This is a genomic window from Nocardiopsis quinghaiensis (assembly GCF_008638365.1).
In the GTDB taxonomy this organism is placed as follows: domain Bacteria; phylum Actinomycetota; class Actinomycetes; order Streptosporangiales; family Streptosporangiaceae; genus Nocardiopsis; species Nocardiopsis quinghaiensis.
Window position 1 is genome coordinate 1 of record NZ_ML703338.1, and the last position, 18073, is coordinate 18073.

The 18073-nt window shown below is 71.3% G+C and carries 14 protein-coding genes and 1 pseudogene; 6 read left to right on the forward strand and 9 right to left on the reverse strand.

Features of this window, described 5'->3' with window-relative positions:
• Positions 1 to 206: 206 nt before the first annotated feature.
• The 5 genes from FYX01_RS01205 to FYX01_RS01230 form a co-directional block, all read right to left on the reverse strand.
• A complete protein-coding gene (locus FYX01_RS01205; RefSeq protein WP_150236627.1) occupies positions 207 to 479 on the reverse strand; it encodes a helix-turn-helix domain-containing protein in 273 nt (90 codons plus the stop codon).
• Positions 480 to 1048: 569 nt separating this feature from the next.
• Positions 1049 to 1684, reverse strand: coding sequence for an MBL fold metallo-hydrolase (locus FYX01_RS01210; protein WP_150236629.1), 636 nt, complete (start codon positions 1682 to 1684; stop codon positions 1049 to 1051).
• Positions 1685 to 1758: 74 nt separating this feature from the next.
• A complete protein-coding gene (locus FYX01_RS01215; RefSeq protein ID WP_150236631.1) occupies positions 1759 to 2745 on the reverse strand; it encodes an adenylate/guanylate cyclase domain-containing protein in 987 nt (328 codons plus the stop codon).
• Between the two features lie 146 nt (positions 2746 to 2891).
• Complete coding sequence (locus tag FYX01_RS01220) at positions 2892 to 3752, reverse strand: biotin--[acetyl-CoA-carboxylase] ligase (protein WP_150236633.1); 861 nt, start codon at positions 3750 to 3752, stop codon at positions 2892 to 2894.
• 279 nt (positions 3753 to 4031) lie between these two features.
• Positions 4032 to 6593 carry a phosphoenolpyruvate carboxylase gene (locus FYX01_RS01230; protein ID WP_150236986.1) on the reverse strand — a complete coding sequence of 854 codons (2562 nt, stop codon included), beginning with the start codon at positions 6591 to 6593 and terminating at the stop codon, positions 4032 to 4034.
• 336 nt (positions 6594 to 6929) lie between these two features.
• Here FYX01_RS01230 and FYX01_RS01235 point away from each other — a divergent pair, with 336 nt between their 5' ends.
• The 3 genes from FYX01_RS01235 (at position 6930) to FYX01_RS01245 (ending at position 10613) form a co-directional block, all read left to right on the forward strand.
• A complete protein-coding gene (locus tag FYX01_RS01235; protein WP_150236635.1) occupies positions 6930 to 8540 on the forward strand; it encodes an acyl-CoA carboxylase subunit beta in 1611 nt (536 codons plus the stop codon).
• Complete coding sequence (locus FYX01_RS01240) at positions 8537 to 8755, forward strand: acyl-CoA carboxylase subunit epsilon (RefSeq protein WP_150236637.1); 219 nt, start codon at positions 8537 to 8539, stop codon at positions 8753 to 8755. Before FYX01_RS01235 ends, FYX01_RS01240 begins: the two co-directional genes overlap by 4 nt.
• 91 nt (positions 8756 to 8846) lie before the next feature.
• The gene (locus FYX01_RS01245) at positions 8847 to 10613 is read left to right on the forward strand and encodes an acetyl/propionyl/methylcrotonyl-CoA carboxylase subunit alpha (RefSeq protein WP_150236639.1); all 1767 of its coding nucleotides are present in this window, start codon (positions 8847 to 8849) and stop codon (positions 10611 to 10613) included.
• A 63-nt stretch (positions 10614 to 10676) separates the two neighbouring features.
• Here FYX01_RS01245 and FYX01_RS01250 read toward each other — a convergent pair.
• A pseudogene (locus FYX01_RS01250) lies at positions 10677 to 11290 on the reverse strand (Uma2 family endonuclease).
• A 470-nt stretch (positions 11291 to 11760) separates the two neighbouring features.
• Here FYX01_RS01250 and FYX01_RS01255 point away from each other — a divergent pair.
• Both FYX01_RS01255 and FYX01_RS01260 read left to right on the forward strand, forming a co-directional pair.
• Positions 11761 to 13200 (forward strand): dicarboxylate/amino acid:cation symporter, encoded by a 1440-nt coding sequence (locus FYX01_RS01255; protein ID WP_150236641.1) that lies wholly within the window; start codon positions 11761 to 11763, stop codon positions 13198 to 13200.
• Between the two features lie 182 nt (positions 13201 to 13382).
• Positions 13383 to 14627: a chemotaxis protein CheA gene (locus FYX01_RS01260; RefSeq protein WP_150236988.1), complete on the forward strand. Its 1245-nt coding sequence runs from the start codon at positions 13383 to 13385 to the stop codon at positions 14625 to 14627.
• Positions 14628 to 14745: 118 nt separating this feature from the next.
• Here FYX01_RS01260 and FYX01_RS01265 read toward each other — a convergent pair whose 3' ends face one another.
• From FYX01_RS01265 to FYX01_RS01275, 3 genes are all read right to left on the reverse strand, one after another.
• The gene (locus tag FYX01_RS01265) at positions 14746 to 15387 is read right to left on the reverse strand and encodes an AAA family ATPase (protein ID WP_150236643.1); all 642 of its coding nucleotides are present in this window, start codon (positions 15385 to 15387) and stop codon (positions 14746 to 14748) included.
• Between the two features lie 43 nt (positions 15388 to 15430).
• Positions 15431 to 15787 carry a TFIIB-type zinc ribbon-containing protein gene (locus FYX01_RS01270; protein WP_223830257.1) on the reverse strand — a complete coding sequence of 119 codons (357 nt, stop codon included), beginning with the start codon at positions 15785 to 15787 and terminating at the stop codon, positions 15431 to 15433.
• A 119-nt stretch (positions 15788 to 15906) separates the two neighbouring features.
• Positions 15907 to 17286 (reverse strand): NAD(P)H-quinone dehydrogenase, encoded by a 1380-nt coding sequence (locus tag FYX01_RS01275; RefSeq protein ID WP_150236647.1) that lies wholly within the window; start codon positions 17284 to 17286, stop codon positions 15907 to 15909.
• Positions 17287 to 17443: 157 nt separating this feature from the next.
• Here FYX01_RS01275 and FYX01_RS01280 point away from each other — a divergent pair, with 157 nt between their 5' ends.
• Positions 17444 to 18004 (forward strand): gamma-glutamylcyclotransferase family protein, encoded by a 561-nt coding sequence (locus tag FYX01_RS01280; protein WP_150236649.1) that lies wholly within the window; start codon positions 17444 to 17446, stop codon positions 18002 to 18004.
• The last annotated feature ends 69 nt before the right edge of the window (positions 18005 to 18073 follow it).

Genomic DNA, 18073 nt, shown 5'->3' on the forward strand with positions numbered 1-18073 from the left:
CTGCTCGTAGGTGTAGCCCTCAGACCACAGCGTCTGGATCTGGACCCGCTCATCTCGATTCAGTCGCTTCCCTGCCACAACCCTCTCCCCTGACCAGGAACGTTGCAACAAACACTAGAAACCACCCGCTCCAACCTTGCTATAAGTACAAGATCATCCGGGGGTGGAGCACTCCAGTCACACCGGGAACGTATCCGGTCGGCCCACTAACGTGCGGCGGCGTGTACCAGAGCGGCCCACTCCGCGCGGTCGAAGGTCAGGTGTCCGGCCTCGCGGTCCTGGGTGGCCAGCAGCTTTCCGCTCGCTCCCAACTCGGCGTCCAGCATTTCCGCCATGGGAGGTCGGGGCAGCGCGTGCCCGTTCGTCCATCGGGAATCCGGCGCCGCGGACGCGTTGACACGGCGCGCGAGCTGCTTCTGGGAAATCCCGTTCAGCTCCCGGAACCTGGTGAGCGCATCGGGGAAAGGGGGTTCCGCCATGCGCGAAAGGTTACGCCCGGATTCCTCGCCGAGTCAGGTGTTCGCCGAGGCCCCGCAGATGGTGGAGGGATCCGTTTCCGAAGTCACATGCTGATTCCGTGACGGGTCGCGGCGACCGAACGCCCTTCGGCGAACCCGGACGTGAGCAGAGGGAGAACGGTGAGCGCAGTCGTGACTGCTGTGGAGCCGGGTGTGCCGCTGCGGGTCGGAATCATCACCACCAACGGCCTCGGCGTGGAGAAGAGAAGCGGTCATCAACCCGTTCGTGCGCGCCAGTGCGCGCCAACGCCCGGCCGCACCAGTGGTTCGTTGGGATACGCCCTGACGAGGACCGGCTCAGAGCGGTGCTCGGCGCCGCCGAGGCGTGGGCACATCACCGTGACGCTTGGTGAACGTTCAGGTCCTTGGCTCTGGTGGCGTGAAGAGGCCCCGGAGCTCGAACCCGGGGCCTCTTCGACGCCGGTCGGGTCGGTTGCCCCACAGAGACCGCTTACCAGGTCCCCGGGTTCGCCGACGAGGTCGCGGAACGGTTCGCCCACGGCCTTTCGACGCGGGGCGGTGGGGCCGGGTCAGAACCCCCGTGCCGCCCAGTCGTCGAGGTGCTCGGCGGCCTCGGCGACGGTGGTGGACTCGCCGTGGCCGGGGTGGACGACCGTGTCGCCCGGCAGAGCCACGAGGCGGTCGCGGATCGAGGCGATGATCGTCGGGAAGTCCGAGAAGGGCTGACCTGTGGCACCGGGGCCGTCGGCGGAGAGGGTGTCCCCGGTGAGGACCACCCCGAGCCCGGGTGCGTACAGGCACACGCCGCCGGGGGTGTGCCCCGGTGTGTGCAGGATGTCCAGCTCCACACCGCCGACCACGAGCGCCTCACCGTGGAGCAGCGGGGCGTCGGGCTCCTGGTACGGATACACGCGGTGCCACAGCTCGGCGTCGTCGGGGTGCAGCAGGATCGGGCAGTCGGCGAGGTCGGCCAGGGCGACGGCCGCGTTGACGTGGTCGCTGTGCCCGTGCGTGGACACGATCGCCATCAGCTCACGGTCGCCCAGGGCCCGGGCGATCGCCTCGTGGTCGTGCGCGGCGTCGACGACGATCGCGCTGTCCTCGTCTCCGACGATCCACACGTTGTTCTCGACACCGAACTCGCCTCCCTCCAGGCTGACGACTCCAGAGGTACGCAGGCGCTGGACGGGGGAAGGAACGCTCACGGTTCACCACCTGGTCTCTCGTGGGCTGGTCCGACGTCTCCGAGCCTATCCCGCACACGCGTGCCGGACGCGGTTCAGCCCCCGGGCTCGAAGTTGCGGCGCAGCGCGTAGGGCTGGATGAGCCCGAGTCCGTGCGCGTGGCGGGCGCGCACCCTGACCACCTGCAGGCCCTCCTCGTCGGCGAGGCTCTCGGCGAGGTTGTCGTCGATCAGGACCGTGCCGGGGCGGGCGAAGGAGGTCAGACGGCTGGAGCGGTTGACGGTCGTGCCGAACACGTCGCCGTGCAGGGTCAGGACCGGGCCGGAGGCCAGGCCCACCCGGACGTCGGGCACCTCCACGTGGGTCTTGACACCCGAGGCCAGGCGCAGCGCGATGTCGGCGGCCTCGGCCGGGGAGTCGGCCACGTAGAGGACCTCGTCGCCGAGGGTCTTGACGACGCGGCCGCCCCCGGAGGCGACGATGTCGGCGGCGGTGGCCTCGAAGCCCTCGACCACCCCGGCCAGCTCGACCTCGTCCAGTTCGCGGCTCAGCGTGGTGAAGGAGACCAGGTCGGCGAACCCCACGATCAGCGGGTAGTAGTTGGGCACGCTGTCCTGGCCGTTGGACATCACCGCGAGGGTGCGGGCCGCGGAGGCGGAGAGCTGTCGGCGCCAGATGTGCAGCAGGAGCCGTTCGACGTCCGGCAGCAACTCCTTGACCCGGCCCATCAGCGGACTGACGGAGTCCTCGCCCTCCCGGAAGATGAGCGTGCTCAGGATGCTGGTCTGCCAGTCGGCCAGGCGCGCCATGGTCTGGCCCATCGCGCGGGCGAAGCGGACCACGCCCTCCTCGTCCAGGATCCCCTCCTGGAGCAGGCTGTTGGCGATGCGCAGCGACTCGACGTCGCTCTCGGCGAAGACGATCGTCTCGTCGCCCTGGCTGGGAAAGCCGAGGGCGCGCCAGATACGTCCGGCCAGCTCGGCGTCGGCACCGGCGAGTTCGACCGCCTGCTCCCTGGTGTAGACCGCCTCACCGCCGAGCAGGGCGGACTCGATCGCTTTCGGGTCGGGACGCGACGACATACGTTCTCTTTCACGGGCCATCCCCGCCGGAACGGGGAACAGTCACTTCGTCACCGGCCGATGGCACGGCACTGGGTTCCCCTCCAGCTTACGCCCGCGTCCGCCTCCCTGGAGGGGCGGGCGGTCGTCCGCTTCGTACGGGCCGGTCAGGAGCCGGGACGTACGTGCACGACGTCGCCCGCGCTCAGGGCCCGTTCTCCTTCGGGGCCCTCCACCAGGAGCCGGGCCCCGGAGTCGACACCGGTCGCGGTGCCCTCCAGGAACCGCTCACCGGGCAGGTGCACCCGCACACGGCGGCCGATGGTGGCGCACATACCCCGGTAGAGGGCGGCCAGGCCGCTGGCCTCGGCGTCCCCGCCGGCGGCGGTCCACACCGTGTACAGCTCCTCGAACCGGTCCAGGACGGAGGCGAGAAGGGCGCCCCGGTCCAGGCCGCCGACGCCCTCACCGCGCAGGGAGACGGCGGTGTCCACGGGCAGTTCGGCCCGGTCCTGGGAGACGTTGATCCCGATCCCCACGACCACGCCCGCCGTGCCCGAGGAGAAGTCGATCTCGGCCAGGATCCCGGCGAGCTTGCCGTCGGCCGGTCCCGGCTCGGCGCGCAGGTGCGCGGGGACGATGACGTCGTTGGGCCACTTGAGGGCCGCCTCGGCCCCCGGCACCCGGCGCACCGCGTCGACGGCGGCCACGCCCATGAGCGCGGACAGCCAGCCCAGCCTCGCGGTGGGCACCCCGGGCCGGACCAGGAGGGAGAAGGTGAGTGCGGCGCGCGGCGGGGTGGAGAAGCCGCGTCCGAGACGGCCGCGCCCCGCGGTCTGGTGCTCGGTGACCAGCACGCTCCCGTGCGGGGCGCCCCGCCGGGCCCGTCCGGCCAGCTCGGTGTTGGTGGACCCGGCCTCGGGGAGCACCTCGATCCGGTGCCACATGCCGCCCGGGCGGACGAGGGCGGCGTCGAGCGCCGCGGTGTCGAGCGGAGGGCGCGGGAAGGGGTCGGTCGTGCTGGCCATACCTCCCATTACAGCAGCGCCGAGACCCCGTTCGGGAACCCGTGTGCCCGACCGTTCCCCCGACCGCTCCGCGGCTGACGCTCTCCTCCGATCCCAGGAACGGTGCGTACACCCGGATGACGAAACCGCCGTTCGGCAAGGAGATCCACCTCCCCGAACCGTTCGGCCCCACGCTCGACGCCTCCGGCTTCCCGGCCTGACCGGCCTGACCGGCAAGGCACCGAACGCACGGCGCCCCGCACCGGGAAGGGTGCGGGGCGCCGTCGCGCGCGGGCGGGGTCAGCCGGTGTTCTGCAGACCGGCGGCCACACCGTTGACCGAGAGCAGCAGCAGCCGCTCCAGGTGCTGCTGGTCCTGCTCGGACAGCGCGTCGGCCTCCTCGCCCCGCAGGGCTTCGAGGGCGCGCAACTGCAGGTGGGACAGCGCGTCCACGTACGGGTTGCGCAGGTCGACCGCCCGGGAGAGCACCGCGCGGTTCTCCAGCAGGCGGCTGTGCCCGGTCACCTTCAGCACCAGTTCCCGGGTGCGGTCGTACTCGGCGAGCACCAGCTCGGTCAGCTCCGGCCGACCGCCCAGGGCCAGGTAGCGCTCGGCGATGGTGCGGTCGGTCTTGGCCAGGCTCATCTCGGCGTTGTCCAGCAGGGACGAGAACATGGGCCACTCGCGGTAGGCGGCCTGGAGCACGCCCAGGTCCTCCACGGCGGCCAGGCCCGTGCCGAGTCCGAACCAGCCGGGCAGGTTGACCCGCGTCTGGGTCCAGGCGAACACCCACGGGATCGCGCGCAGGTCACCCAGCCCCCGGGCCGCGCCGCGCCGCGCGGGGCGCGAGCCCAGACGCAGTTCGCCCAGCTCCTCCAGCGGGCTGACCCGGGAGAACCACACCGCGAAGTCCTCGGTGTTGATCAGTTCCAGGTAGGCCTCCTGGGCGGCGCCGGCGATGGCGTCGGCGTACTCCCGGTACCTGCGCTCGGCGGAGCGCTCGCGCTCCTGGACGGCGTCGGTGGAGGCCATCAGCACCGCGTGGCCGACCTGCTCGATGTGGCGGCGGGCGATCGCGGACTGCCCGTAGCGGGCGAAGATGACCTCGCCCTGCTCGGTGACCTTGAACCGGCCGCCGACCGAGCCGGGCGCCTGGGCCAGCAGGGCGCGGCTGGCCGGTCCGCCGCCGCGGCCGAGCGAGCCGCCGCGGCCGTGGAACAGGGTCAGGCGCACGTCGTGCTCGCGCGCCCACGCGGCCAGGCGGGCCTGGGCGTCGTACAGGCGCAGGGTGGCGCTGACCGGGCCGACGTCCTTGGCCGAGTCGCTGTAGCCGAGCATGACCTCCACACGGCGCCCGGTCTCCTCCAGCCGCCTCTGCATCGGGGGCAGCTTCAGCATGCCGTCGAGCACGTGGGGCGAGGCGTCCAGGTCGGCGCCGGTCTCGAACAGCGGGATGACGTCGAGGACGGGCACGCGCTCGGGCGGCAGCGCGTGCGAGGCCAGCTCGTACACGGCCGCGATGTCCTCGGCCGAGCGGGTGAAGCTGACGATGTAGCGGCGGCAGGCCTCCACGCCGAAGCGCTCCTGGATCCAGGCGATGACCCGGATGGTGGCCAGGACCTCCTCGGTGCGCTCGGAGGGTGTCCTGCCCTCGCGCAGCTCGGCGAGCGCCGCGGCGTGCACCTCGCTGTGCTGGCGGATCTCCAGCTCGGCGAGGTGGAAGCCGAAGCTCTCCGCCTGCCAGACCAGGTGCTGCAGCTCGCCGTAGGCCTGGCGGAGGGCGCCGGCGGCGACCAGGGACCCCTGCACGGTACGCAGGTCGGCCAGGAAGGTGTCTGCGTCGGGGTAGGCCAGGTCGGCGTCGCGCTCGCGCGTGGCACGCAGGCGGGCGGTGGCCAGCATCAGCATCTGGCGGTGCGGCTCGTTGGGCGAGCGCTTCTCGACCTCCGCCGTCAGCGTGGGATGCCCGGCCTTGGCCACGGAGATCGCGTCGAGCAGCGCGGGGCTGGCGGGGGTGAGGTTGGAGTAGGCGGTCAGGGTGCGGGCCACCTTGTCGCAAGCCGTCTCCAGGCCGCGCAGCACGTGCTCGGACTGGATGATCATGGCCTCGCGGGTCACGTCGTGGGTGACGTAGGGGTTGCCGTCGCGGTCGCCGCCGATCCAGCTGCCGTAACGGACGAAGGGCTTGGCGCGGGGCGGGCGCGCACCGGTGCCCTCGGGGTCGATGGCCGTGTCCAGGCTCCGGTAGACCTGCGGGATGACGGAGAAGATCGTCTCGTCGAAGGCGGCCAGCGCGGTGCGCACCTCGTCGAGCGGGTCGAGCTTGGTGTAGCGCAGCTGGGAGGTGCGCCAGAGCAGGTCGACCTCCTCCATCAGGCGGCGGTGCGCCTCGGCGGCGGTGCTGCTGCCCTCGTGGGAGGTGTGCCAGGCGTCCAGCTGGGCGCTGATGCGCAGGATGGAGGTGGAGACGGCACGGCGGCGGGCCTCCGTGGGGTGCGCGGTGAGCACGGGGTGGAACTCCATGCCCGCGACCAGCTCGTTGAGGCGCTCCTCGCCGCCGTCGGCCTCGCGGATGGCGCGCACGGCCGCCGCGAGGGACTCACGGGGCGGGTTGGCGGCGTCGTCGCGCTCGCGCAGGGCCCGCATCCGCTGGTGCTCCTCGGCCAGGTTGGCCAGGTGGAAGTAGACGGTGAAGGCGCGGGCCACCTGCTTGGCCCGCTCCAGCGGCCACGCGGCGACGATCGCGGTGATCTCCTCCCCCGTGACGGATCCGTCGCGGGCGCCGATCACCGCGCGCCTGAGCTTCTCGACATCGGCGAGCAGGTCCTCGCCGCCGCTTTCGGCGAGGACCGTTCCGAGCATCTCGCCGAGCAGTTTGACGTCATTCCTGAGTTGTTCGGGAACTTCCTGCCGGGCACTGTCACGTTCTGCGCTTACCGCTGTCATGGCCCCGACCCTACAGAGATCGCACCGGCCGCCAGGTGCGCGGGGGCACATTTCCGATGTTTTGCCCGAGCGTTAAGAATTGTTGCTCCAAGGAAAGGAGTGCACATTCCCTCACGCCGTTTCCCCGGAGTCCGCCCCTTCGTTTCGCGCGCCGCGCCGGCTCGGGGGCCGGCCGCGCCGAAGCCACCTACCAGCGAGTAACACAGGGCTCGGTTCCCTGCCGCGGGCGGCGCGCGGTTAACCTGCGTAGTTATGGCCACCGAAGCCCCTGAACCACTGTCCCCGGACGAGATCGACATCCACACGACCGCGGGCAAGCTCGCCGACCTGCGGCGGCGCCGCTACGAGGCCGTGCACGCGGGATCGGCCCGAGCCGTCGAGAAGCAGCACGCCAAAGGCAAGATGACCGCCCGCGAGCGGATCGACGCACTGCTCGATCCCGGCTCGTTCGTGGAGTTCGACGCCCTGGCCCGACACCGCTCCACCAGCTTCGGGCTGGAGAGCAACCGCCCCTACGGCGACGGCGTCGTCACCGGCCACGGCACGGTCGACGGACGCCCCGTCGCCGTGTTCAGCCAGGACGTCACCGTCTTCGGCGGGTCGCTGGGCGAGGTCTACGGCGAGAAGATCGTCAAGGTCCTCGACCACGCCCTCACCAACGGGTGCCCCGTCGTGGGCATCAACGAGGGCGGCGGAGCGCGCATCCAGGAGGGCGTGGTCGCGCTGGGCCTGTACGCCGAGATCTTCAAGCGCAACACCCACGCCTCGGGCGTCATCCCCCAGATCTCCCTGATCATGGGTGCCGCCGCGGGCGGCCACGTCTACTCCCCCGCCCTCACCGACTTCATCGTGATGGTCGACGAGACCTCGCAGATGTTCATCACCGGTCCCGACGTGATCAAGACCGTCACCGGCGAGGACGTCTCCATGGAGGAGCTGGGCGGCGCCCGCACCCACAACACCAGGTCTGGCGTGGCGCACTACATGGGCGCCGACGAGCAGGACGCGATCGAATACGTGAAGACGCTGCTCTCGCACCTGCCCGACAACAACCTGGAGGAGGCGCCGGTCCTGCCGCCCGAGGACGCCCCGGGCGACGAGGCCACCGACGCCGACCTGGCCCTGGACTCCTTCATCCCGGACTCGGCCAACCAGCCCTACGACATGAGGACGGTCGTCGAGAGCGTCCTGGACGACGGCGACTTCCTGGAGGTCCACTCCCAGTTCGCCACCAACATCGTGGTGGGCTACGGCCGCGTGGACGGCCGTTCCGTCGGCGTCGTGGCCAACCAGCCCATGAGCTTCGCGGGCTGCCTGGACATCGACGCCTCCGAGAAGGCCGCGCGCTTCGTGCGCACCTGCGACGCCTTCAACGTCCCGGTGCTGACCTTCGTGGACGTGCCCGGCTTCCTGCCCGGCACCGACCAGGAGTGGGACGGCATCATCCGCCGCGGCGCCAAGCTGCTGTACGCCTACGCCGAGGCCACTGTCCCCCTGATCACCGTGATCACGCGCAAGGCCTTCGGCGGCGCCTACGACGTCATGGGCTCCAAGCACCTGGGCGCGGACGTCAACCTGGCCTGGCCCACCGCGCAGATCGCGGTCATGGGCGCCCAGGGCGCGGTGAACATCCTGCACCGGCGCACCCTGGCCGCGGCCGACGACGTCGAGGCCGAGCGCACCCGGCTCATCGGCGAGTACGAGGACACGCTCCTCAACCCCTACTCCGCCGCCGAGCGGGGGTACGTGGACGGCGTCATCATGCCCTCCGAGACCCGTGTCCAGGTCGCCAAGGCCCTCAGGGCGCTGCGGAACAAGCGCAAGCAGCTGCCGCCCAAGAAGCACGGGAACATCCCGCTGTGAGCGCGCCGAAGGACCCAGCGCACCTGGCCGTGGTGCGCGGTGAGCCGACCGCCGAGGAGATCGCGGTCCTCACCGCGGTGCTCAGCGCGCGCGCCGCCGCCCGTTCCGCCGAGAGGCCGGAGCCGGAGCGCCCGCCCGGGTGGCGGGACCGCTCGCGGGCGCTGAGCGCCCCCCTGCGGCCCGGCCCCGGTGCCTGGCGGATGAGCATGAGATGACCCCGGTGCCTCCCCGTTCCCAGTTCCCAGACTCCTCACGGCGCGGCCGGCGCGCTGTCCGCCCCACGCCACAGCAGAAGGACTTCCCACCGTGCGTAAAGTACTGATCGCCAACCGCGGCGAGATCGCCGTGCGCATCGCCCGCGCCTGTCGCGACGCGGGGATCGAAAGCGTCGCCGTCTACGCCGAGCCCGACCTGGACGCCCTGCACGTCAAGGTCGCCGACCAGGCCCACGCCCTGGGCGGTACCACCCCGGCCGACTCCTACCTGGACATCGCCAAGCTCCTGGACGTGGCCCGCCGCACGGGCGCGGACGCCGTGCACCCCGGGTACGGGTTCCTGGCCGAGAACGCCGGCTTCGCCCAGGCCGTCATCGACGCCGGCCTCACCTGGATCGGCCCCCCGCCCGCGGCGATCACCGCCCTGGGCGACAAGGTCCAGGCCCGCCACATCGCGCAGAAGGTCGGTGCCCCGCTGGTGGCGGGCACCCCCGACCCGGTCGGGTCGGCCGAGGAGGTCGTGGCCTTCGCCGAGGAGCACGGCCTGCCCATCGCGATCAAGGCCGCCTTCGGCGGCGGCGGGCGCGGCCTCAAGGTCGCCCACACCCTGGAGGAGGTGCCCGACGCCTACGAGTCCGCGGTGCGCGAGGCCGTCACCGCGTTCGGGCGCGGGGAGTGCTTCGTGGAGCGCTACCTGGACCGGCCCCGCCACGTGGAGACCCAGTGCCTGGCCGACACCCACGGCAACGTCGTGGTCGTCTCCACCCGCGACTGCTCGCTGCAGCGGCGCCACCAGAAGCTCGTGGAGGAGGCCCCGGCCCCGTTCCTGAGCCAGGACCAGATGGATCGGCTCCGCTCCTCCTCCAAGGCCATCCTGGCCGAGGCCGACTACGTGGGCGCCGGTACGTGCGAGTTCCTCGTCGGCGTCGACGGCACCATCTCCTTCCTGGAGGTCAACACCCGCCTGCAGGTCGAACACCCGGTGAGCGAGGAGGTCACCGGTATCGACCTGGTCCGTGAGATGTTCCGGATCGCCGACGGCGAGGAACTGGGCTACGGCGATCCGGCCGTGCGCGGGCACTCCTTCGAGTTCCGGATCAACGCCGAGGACGCGGGCCGGGGCTTCATGCCCGCCCCGGGCACCATCACCGGGCTGAGGCTGCCCACCGGTCCGGGCGTGCGCGTGGACACCGGCTGCGAAGCGGGGTTCACCGTCCCGCAGGCCTTCGACTCCATGGTCGCCAAGCTGATCGTGACCGGCCGTACCCGCACCGAGGCGTTGCAGCGCTCGCGGCGGGCGCTGGCCGAATTCGAGGTGGGCGGGATGCCCACGGTCATCCCCTTCCACGAGGCCGTGGTGGAGGATCCGGCGTTCGCCCCGGCCGACCCGGCCCGGGAGTTCGGGGTCCACACCCGGTGGATCGAGACCGAGTTCGACAACCGGATCGAGCCCTGGTCGGGCGTCCCCGGCGAGGCCGGGGAGGCCGAGCGGGAGACCGTGACCGTGGAGGTGGGCGGCAAGCGCGTCGACGTGGTGCTGCCCGCCGGCCTGGGCGCCTCGGCCGCCGCCCCCGCGGCGGGTGGCGGCAGCAGGAGGAAGCGTGCCTCGCGTAGGGGCGGCGGGGCCGCGGTGGCCGGTGGTGACGCGTTGGTCTCACCGATGCAGGGGACCGTGGTCAAGCTGGTGGCCGAGGAGGGCGCCCAGGTCGCCGAGGGCGACACGGTGGTCGTGATCGAGGCGATGAAGATGGAGCAGCCGCTGAACGCGCACAAGGCGGGCACGGTCACCGGCCTGAAGGTCGCCGCGGGCGAGACCGTGGGCAACGGCGCGGTGGTCTGCGAGATCAAGGACGCCTGACGTCCGCACCGCGCGGGTGGGGGAGGTACCGGCGACCGGTGCCTCCCCCTCACGCATACGCGGTCAGCGGTGCAGGACGTCGGTCAGGTCGGACTCCAGATCAAGGGGTGCGGAGACCGTGAGCTTCTTGCGGTGCGCAGCCGGTCGGCAGTAGTCACCGGAAGGACTGGCCGGATCCCTCTCGTACTCGTAGACCACCGCGTCGTCCCCCTCCTGCTCGACTCGCCAGAAGAAGGGGACACCGGCACGGGCATAGAGCTGAGGTTTGCGCTCCCGGTCCCTGATCACCGACTCCGGCGAGACGACCTCGACCGCGAGTTCCACCGCTTCAGGGGGAACCATGCCTGTTCCAGCCTCGCGAAGGCGTCTGCGCGGACCGGCGTCAAGTCCGGTTCCGGACGCTGTCGCTCACCGAGTCTGACCGAGAACTCCCTGGCCACCCGGAGACCGCTGGGGAGGTGCGCCTTCAGCGCGTCCCCCAACAGTTCAAGAACCAGCGTGTGGAACAGCTTCTGGGGGCTCACCAGTACCAGGCTTCCGTCGATGAGTTCGGTGTGCGGCGGAAGATCCGGGATGCGGTCGAGGTCATCAGCGGTGAATCCCTGCGGAGGGGGCATCGGGATCGTCACCTCACCGAACTCCGGGACCGGGCGTCCTGCCACGGACGGAACAGACATGTCACTGCCTCCGGTCGTCGGATCGCTCTCGTCGCCCACAGTAGCCATCACTGTCACCCCGTAACGGTGTTCTCAACACATCGTCCCACCCCACCCCGGCCGCAGGGTGATCCTCACCGCACCCTCACCCGGGAAGGCGCACCGCAACGCCCGTGGAGTGGACGATGTGGCCTCAGGGACAGGAAGTTGTCCACGTTCGTGCATGGAATAGGTAAGGAACGAACGTTATTGTCCTTGTTTGTGACGAACATCTGGGGACTGACGCGGCGGTGGCACATCGACCTGTGCCGCCGCAGCTCCCAAGCGTGTAGCTAGGTCCACGCGCGCCCGTCCGGGCAGCGCGCCGCACACCCTCCCCCGTCACCGCCCCCTGGTGGTCACCGCCATTCCCCGAGCCGGAGCCCCGCGACGCCGAACGCGCCGCAGGGTGCGCTTCCGGTTGCCTTCACCGTCCTCTGGAGTCCCAACCCGTGTCCGCACAGAGCACAGGCACTTCCAGCAAGCGCAGAACGCTTCGCTTCCCGTTCGCGGCCCAGGTCCTCACCGGCCTGGTCCTGGGCGTCGTCCTGGGCGTCGTCGCCCTCCAGATCGGCCCGGTCGGCGACGACCAGCCGAACTGGCTCGCCGTCACCCTCGACACCATCGGCTCGACCTTCGTCACGCTGCTGCGGACGATCGTGCCGCCGCTGATCGTCCTCGCCGTCATCTCCTCCATCGCCAACCTGCGCAACGTCACCAACGCGGCGCGGCTGGCCTGGAAGACCCTGCTGTGGTTCGGCGCCACCGCCCTGATCGCGGTGGCCATCGGCATCACGCTCGGTCTGACCCTCCGGCCCGGCGTCAACAGCGCCGTGGACGCCACCACCGCCGGGGAGCCCTCGGGCACCGGCTCCTGGCTGGCGTTCATCGAGAGCATCGTCCCCGCCAACTTCCTGGGCCTGGGCGCGAACGTCTCCGCCGCCGACGACGGGAGCCTCAGCGCCGGACTGAGCTTCAACGTGCTGCAGCTGATCGTCATCGCCATCGTCCTGGGCATCGCGGCGGTGAAGGTCGGCAAGGCCGCCGAGCCGTTCATCACCTTCACCGACTCCGCGCTGCAGGTCGTGCTCAAGGCCCTGTGGTGGGTCATCCGCCTGGCCCCGATCGGCACCGTCGGCCTGCTGGGCAACGCCGTGTACAGCTACGGCTGGACCACCATCGGCGCCCTCGGCAAGTTCGCGCTGACCGTCTACGTCGGCCTGGCCCTGGTGCTGTTCGTCGTCTACCCGGTGCTCATCCGCCTCAACGGCCTGTCCCCGGCGAAGTACTTCAGCGGCGTGTGGCCCGCGGTCCAGCTGGCCTTCGTGTCCCGCTCCTCGATGGGCACCATGCCCGTCACCCAGCGGGTCACCGAGCAGAACCTGGGCGTCCCGCGCTACTACTCCGCGTTCGCCGTGCCGTTCGGCGCCACCACCAAGATGGACGGCTGCGCCGCCATCTACCCGGCGATCTCGGCGATCTTCATCGCCCAGTTCTTCCCGGGGGTCAGCCTCGGCGTCACCGACTACCTGCTGATCGTGTTCGTGTCGGTGATCGGTTCGGCCGCGACCGCCGGAACCACCGGCGCGACCGTCATGCTGACGCTGACCCTGTCCACCCTGGGCCTGCCCCTGGAGGGCGTGGGCCTGCTGCTGGCCGTCGACCCGATCCTGGACATGGGCCGTACGGCGGTCAACGTCGCCGGTCAGGCGCTGGTCCCGACCATCGTCGCCAAGCGCGAGGGCATCATGGACCTGGCCCGCTACAACGCGACGCGCGACGCCTCCGGCTTCGTGCCGCTGGACGAGGCCCACGCCGACGCCGGAACCGAGGCGGCCGAGGACGACCCGGACGTACGGAAGGTTCCCGCCGGAGCCGCCGGACAGAGCTGAGGCACCTCCCCCACGCCCACCGCCCCACGTCCACCGCGGCCCGCCGGAGCCCTCCGGCGGGCCGCGCCGCCTCCCGCACCCGTGAGAACGGGCACACCGGGAACCGGCAGGGGGTGTCCGTTCGTCCTTGGGGTGAGGGAGGCGAGAGGAACGATATGTTGCGCCGCTTGGTAACACCCACAGTGCTGACCGCCGGACTCGCGGCTGCGTTGGTGAGCGCCGCCGCGGTGCCCGCCTCGGCCGACACGCAGCCACGACCACCGGAGTCCCAGGCCGTCGTCGAGGAGCTCGAAGGCGACGGCGTCTTCATCGACCCGAGTATCGACGCGATCCCCGAGGCCGAGGAGAACGCCCTGGAGTCGTCCGCCGCCGAGGCGGACACACCCGTCTACTACGTACTCCTGCCCTCCGACAGCGTCGCCTCCCAGACCGGGATGGACTCCCTGATGAACCCGGTCATGGAGGAGGTCGGCGACGGGCTCTACGGGGTCGTCGTGGGCGACCAGGTCTTCCAGGTCATGTCCCCGAACGTCGAGGACACCGAGACCATCCGCGAGACGGCCCTGCAGCAGGGCGGCAGCAACCAGGTCGACACCCTGGTCGCCGTCCCCGAGGCCGCGGCCGAGGCCCAGGAGGCCGAGGAGGCCGGAGCCGTCTCCGGTCTGGTGCTGCTGGGCCTGCTGCTGGCGATCATCGCAGCGGGCGCCTGGTTCGTTCACAGCAGCCGCAAGAAGCGCGAGGCCGAGAAGGCCAGGCAGCTCGAGGAGATCAGGCAGATGGCCACCGAGGACGTCGTCCGGCTCGGTGAGGACGTCGCCCGCCTGGAGATCGACGTGTCCAAGGTCGACGAGGCCACCCGCGACGACTACACCCAGGCCATGGACGCCTACGACCAGGCCAAGGCCCTGCTGGACACCATCAAGGAGCCCGACCAGGTCCGGCTCGTCACCAGCGCCCTGGAGGACGGCCGCTACTACATGACCGCGACCCGGGCCCGCATGAACGGCGACCCGGTGCCCGAGCGGCGCGGCCCCTGCTTCTTCAACCCGCAGCACGGCCCGTCCGTGGAGGACGTCACCTGGGCCCCGCCCGGCGGCGCGCCCCGCGAGGTCACCGCCTGTGCCGCCTGCGCCCAGGCGGTACGCACCGGCGGGCAGCCCGACGTCCGCCTGGTCGAGGTGGGCGGTGAGCGCCGCCCGTACTACGACGCCGGTCCGGCCTACTCGCCCTACGCCAGCGGCTACTTCGGCATGAACATGATGGCGGGCATGTTCACCGGCATGATGATGGGCTCCATGATGGGGTCGATGATGGGCATGGGAATGGGCATGGGCGCCGGAGACGTCGGCGCCGGGGGTGACATGGGCGGAGGCGGCGATTTCGGAGGCGACTTCGGCGGCGGAGACTTCGGCGGCTTCGACTTCTGACCCTCGCCCGCCACGACCGCCAGGGGCCCCGAGCAGCCGCTCGGGGCCCCTCTCCGTGGGGCACGCGGACACGCACGGTGCGGGGCCGGCCACCGCCGACGTCGCTCGTGCCACCATCTCAGGAGGCGACGGCCGCCGCGTGCAGGTCCTCGATCCACCGGCATACGGACACGGCCGTGTCCGCGGGTTCGGCGCGGGTGGTGTCGACCAGGGTGACCGGGGGGCGCATGCGCTCGGCCTCGGCCTCCACCCAGGCGGCGTACTCCAGGTTCTCCCGGATCCGCTCCTCGTCCCACCCGCGCCAGGCGGGACGTGCCCGCAGGCGTGCGGCCAGGGCCTCGGGCTCACAGGTCAGCGCGAGGTAGTGGACGTCGCTGAACAGGGCGCGCTCGGGCAGGGGCTCGAACTCCGGCGGCACCACGGTCCCGCACAGCACGACGGGGCGCCCGTTCTGCTGGACCATGGCGGCGGTGCGCAGCCAGGTGGAGCGGAACAGGCGGTGGTGGCCGGAGGGGTCGCGGAGCCCGCCGACCCACAGCAGGTCCTGTTCGAGGACGACGAAGCGGTCCCGGAGCCTCTCCAGCAGCGTTCCGGCGATGGTGGACTTGCCGGTGCCGCTGGGCCCCGACACGCAGTACAGGGGCAGGCGCAGGAACGGCCGGGTGCGCCGGCAGGACGCACAGCGCAGCACGGAGACCCCCGCGGCGGTGTCGGGGGTCTCGTCCAGCTCCCCGCAGTGGTCGCAGATCAGCGGGTGCACGGATTTCCTCGGTTGGTTCGCGAAGGGCCTTCGACCGCTCGGGTCAGTCGAAGAGTCCCTCCAGGAAGCTCTTCTTACGGCGGCCGCGGTAGGGGCCGGGCGAGTCCCGGTAGCCGCCGTATCCGCGCGGCGAGTCCCGGTAACCACCCGGGGAGTCCGGGTAGCCGCCGCGGGGGTAGCCGACGGGCGGCGGGGCCTGGGGGTAGGGGTGCGGCGGCCGGCCATGCGGGTCCGGCGGGGGCGGGGGCGGCGCCACGCCGTAGTGACGCTGCTCGGCGTCCACGACGCGTTCCAGCTCACCGCGGTCCAGGAAGATGCCCTGGCAGCCGTCACACCGGTCGATGTGGACGCCCTGGCGGTCGAATGTGCGCATGGTGCTTTGACACTTGGGACAGATCACACCAAGACAGTACTTGATCGGGGCCAAAAACAGGTAAGGGCGCAGGACGCAACGGGTGCCCGGGACCCGCCGCGACGGCCGTGGCCGGACGCGCGGCGAGCCCATGGCGGAGGCGTCCCCTACTCCGGGGAGGCCAGCATGAGGGAGCGGGCGGCCTCGGTGACACTGCCCGACAACGACGGGTACACCGAGAAGGTGTGCGCGATGTCGTCCACGGTCAGGCGCTGCTGGACGGCGATGGACACGCCCAGGATGAGCTCGCTGGCGCGCGGGCCGACGATGACCCCGCCCAGCACGATGCCGGTGTGCTGGCGGCAGATCAGCTTGACGAAGCCGTCGTTGAGCTCGTCCATCTTGGCGCGCGGGTTGGTGTTCAGCGGCAGGGTGACCGACCGCCCGTCGATCCGGCCGCTGCGCACGTCGTCCTCGCTGGCGCCCACCGCCGCCAACTCGGGGTGGGTGAACACGGTGGAGGCCACGGTGGACAGCTTGAGCGGGGCCACCGCCTCGCCGAGCGCGTGCCACATGGCGATGCGTCCCTGCATCGCGGCCACGGAGGCGAGCATGTTGACCCCGGTGCAGTCACCGGCGGCGTACACGCCCGAGACGGTGGTGCGCGAGACCCGGTCGACCTCGACGAAGCCGCCGCCGCCCAGGCGGACACCGGCCTCCTCCAGTCCCAGGTTCTCGGTGTTGGGAATCATGCCGACCGTCATCAGGCAGTGGCTGCCCTCCACCGTGCGGCCGTCGGAGAGGGTGACGAGCACGCCGTTCTCGGTGCGCACCACCGACTCGGCGCGGGTCTTGCTGAGGACGGTCATGCCGCGGCGCATGAAGACCTGCTCCAGCACCTCGGCGGCGTCGGGGTCCTGGGTGGGCATGACGCGCTCGCGGGAGGAGACGAGGGTGACCTCGGAACCGAGGGACTGGTAGGCGCTGGCGAACTCGGCGCCGGTGACGCCGGAGCCGACCACGATGAGCTTCTCCGGCAGCTCCTCCATGTCGTAGAGGTGGCGCCAGGTGAGGATGCGCTCGCCGTCGGGCTTGGCGGTGGGCAGCTCGCGGGGATGGGCGCCCGTGGCGACGAGGACGACGTCGGCGCGCAGGCGCTGGTCGCCGATGGCGACGATGTGCGGGTCGACCAGGCGGGCCTCTCCGCTGATCACCTCCACGCCCTCCTTGACCAGGCGGGCGCGGGTGTCCTCGGACTGCGCCCGGGCCAGGCGTTTGATCCGGGAGTTCACCCGGTCGGTGTCCACCCCGACCGCTGCCTTGTCGTCGGTGCCGTGGATGTGGACGCCCAGGCTGGGTGACTCGCGTACGTACGTCCTGCGGGTGGACGTGGCGATCAGGCTCTTGGAGGGGACGCAGTCGGTGAGGACGCACGCGCCGCCGATGCCGTCGCGTTCCACCACCGTCACGTCCGCGCCGAGCTGCGCTGCGACCAGTGCCGCCTCGTAGCCCCCGGGACCGCCACCGATGATCACGACCTTCGTCACGCTGCCTCACTCCCTCTGCGGATGGTCCGCCACGCGCGTTGCCGGTCCGGGCGATATGCGGGCATGGCGGGGCACCACCTGGTTTTCTCGCTTCCTCCCATTGTCGGCCATGCCGACCGGGGGAAATAGCAGGCACCCCGGGCCGACCGGTCCTACGATGTTGCCCGTGTCCGTCTACGCCGCGTATGGAACGAACCTCGACCCCGGGCAGATGGCCCGGCGTGCTCCGCGCTCGCCCCTGTTGGCCACGGGCTGGCTGGAGGGATGGCGCCTGACCTTCGGTGAGTGCCTTCCCGCGCCGGGGGGCGCGCTGACGACCCTGGCCGAGGACTCCGGTCAACGGGTCTTCGTGGCGCTGTACGACCTCATGGAATGGGACGAACCCCACCTGGACTCCTGGGAGGGGGCCCTGGAGGAGCCGCGCAGAGGGCGTCCGTTGAGGGCGGTGGCGGGCGACGGAGAGGGGGAACCGCGCCGCAGGCGTCCGTTGAGGGCGGTGGCGGGCGACGGGCGGGCGTACAGGAGGATGACCGTGCGCGCCCGGACGGCCGACAGGGGCGTGGTGACGGCGTGGGCCTACGTGCTGGACGGCTACGAGGGCGGGATGCCCTCGGCCATACAGCTGGGCCAGCTCGCGGCCGCCGCCGAGAAGGCCGGGGCGCCCGACTGGTACGTGTCGGACCTGCTCGCCCGGGACTGCCTGCCCTCCGACCTGTGAATCCGGTGAGTTCGCGCGCGAGTTCCGCGAAGCGGGACACACGCACCCGTGTTCCGGATCATTCCGCCT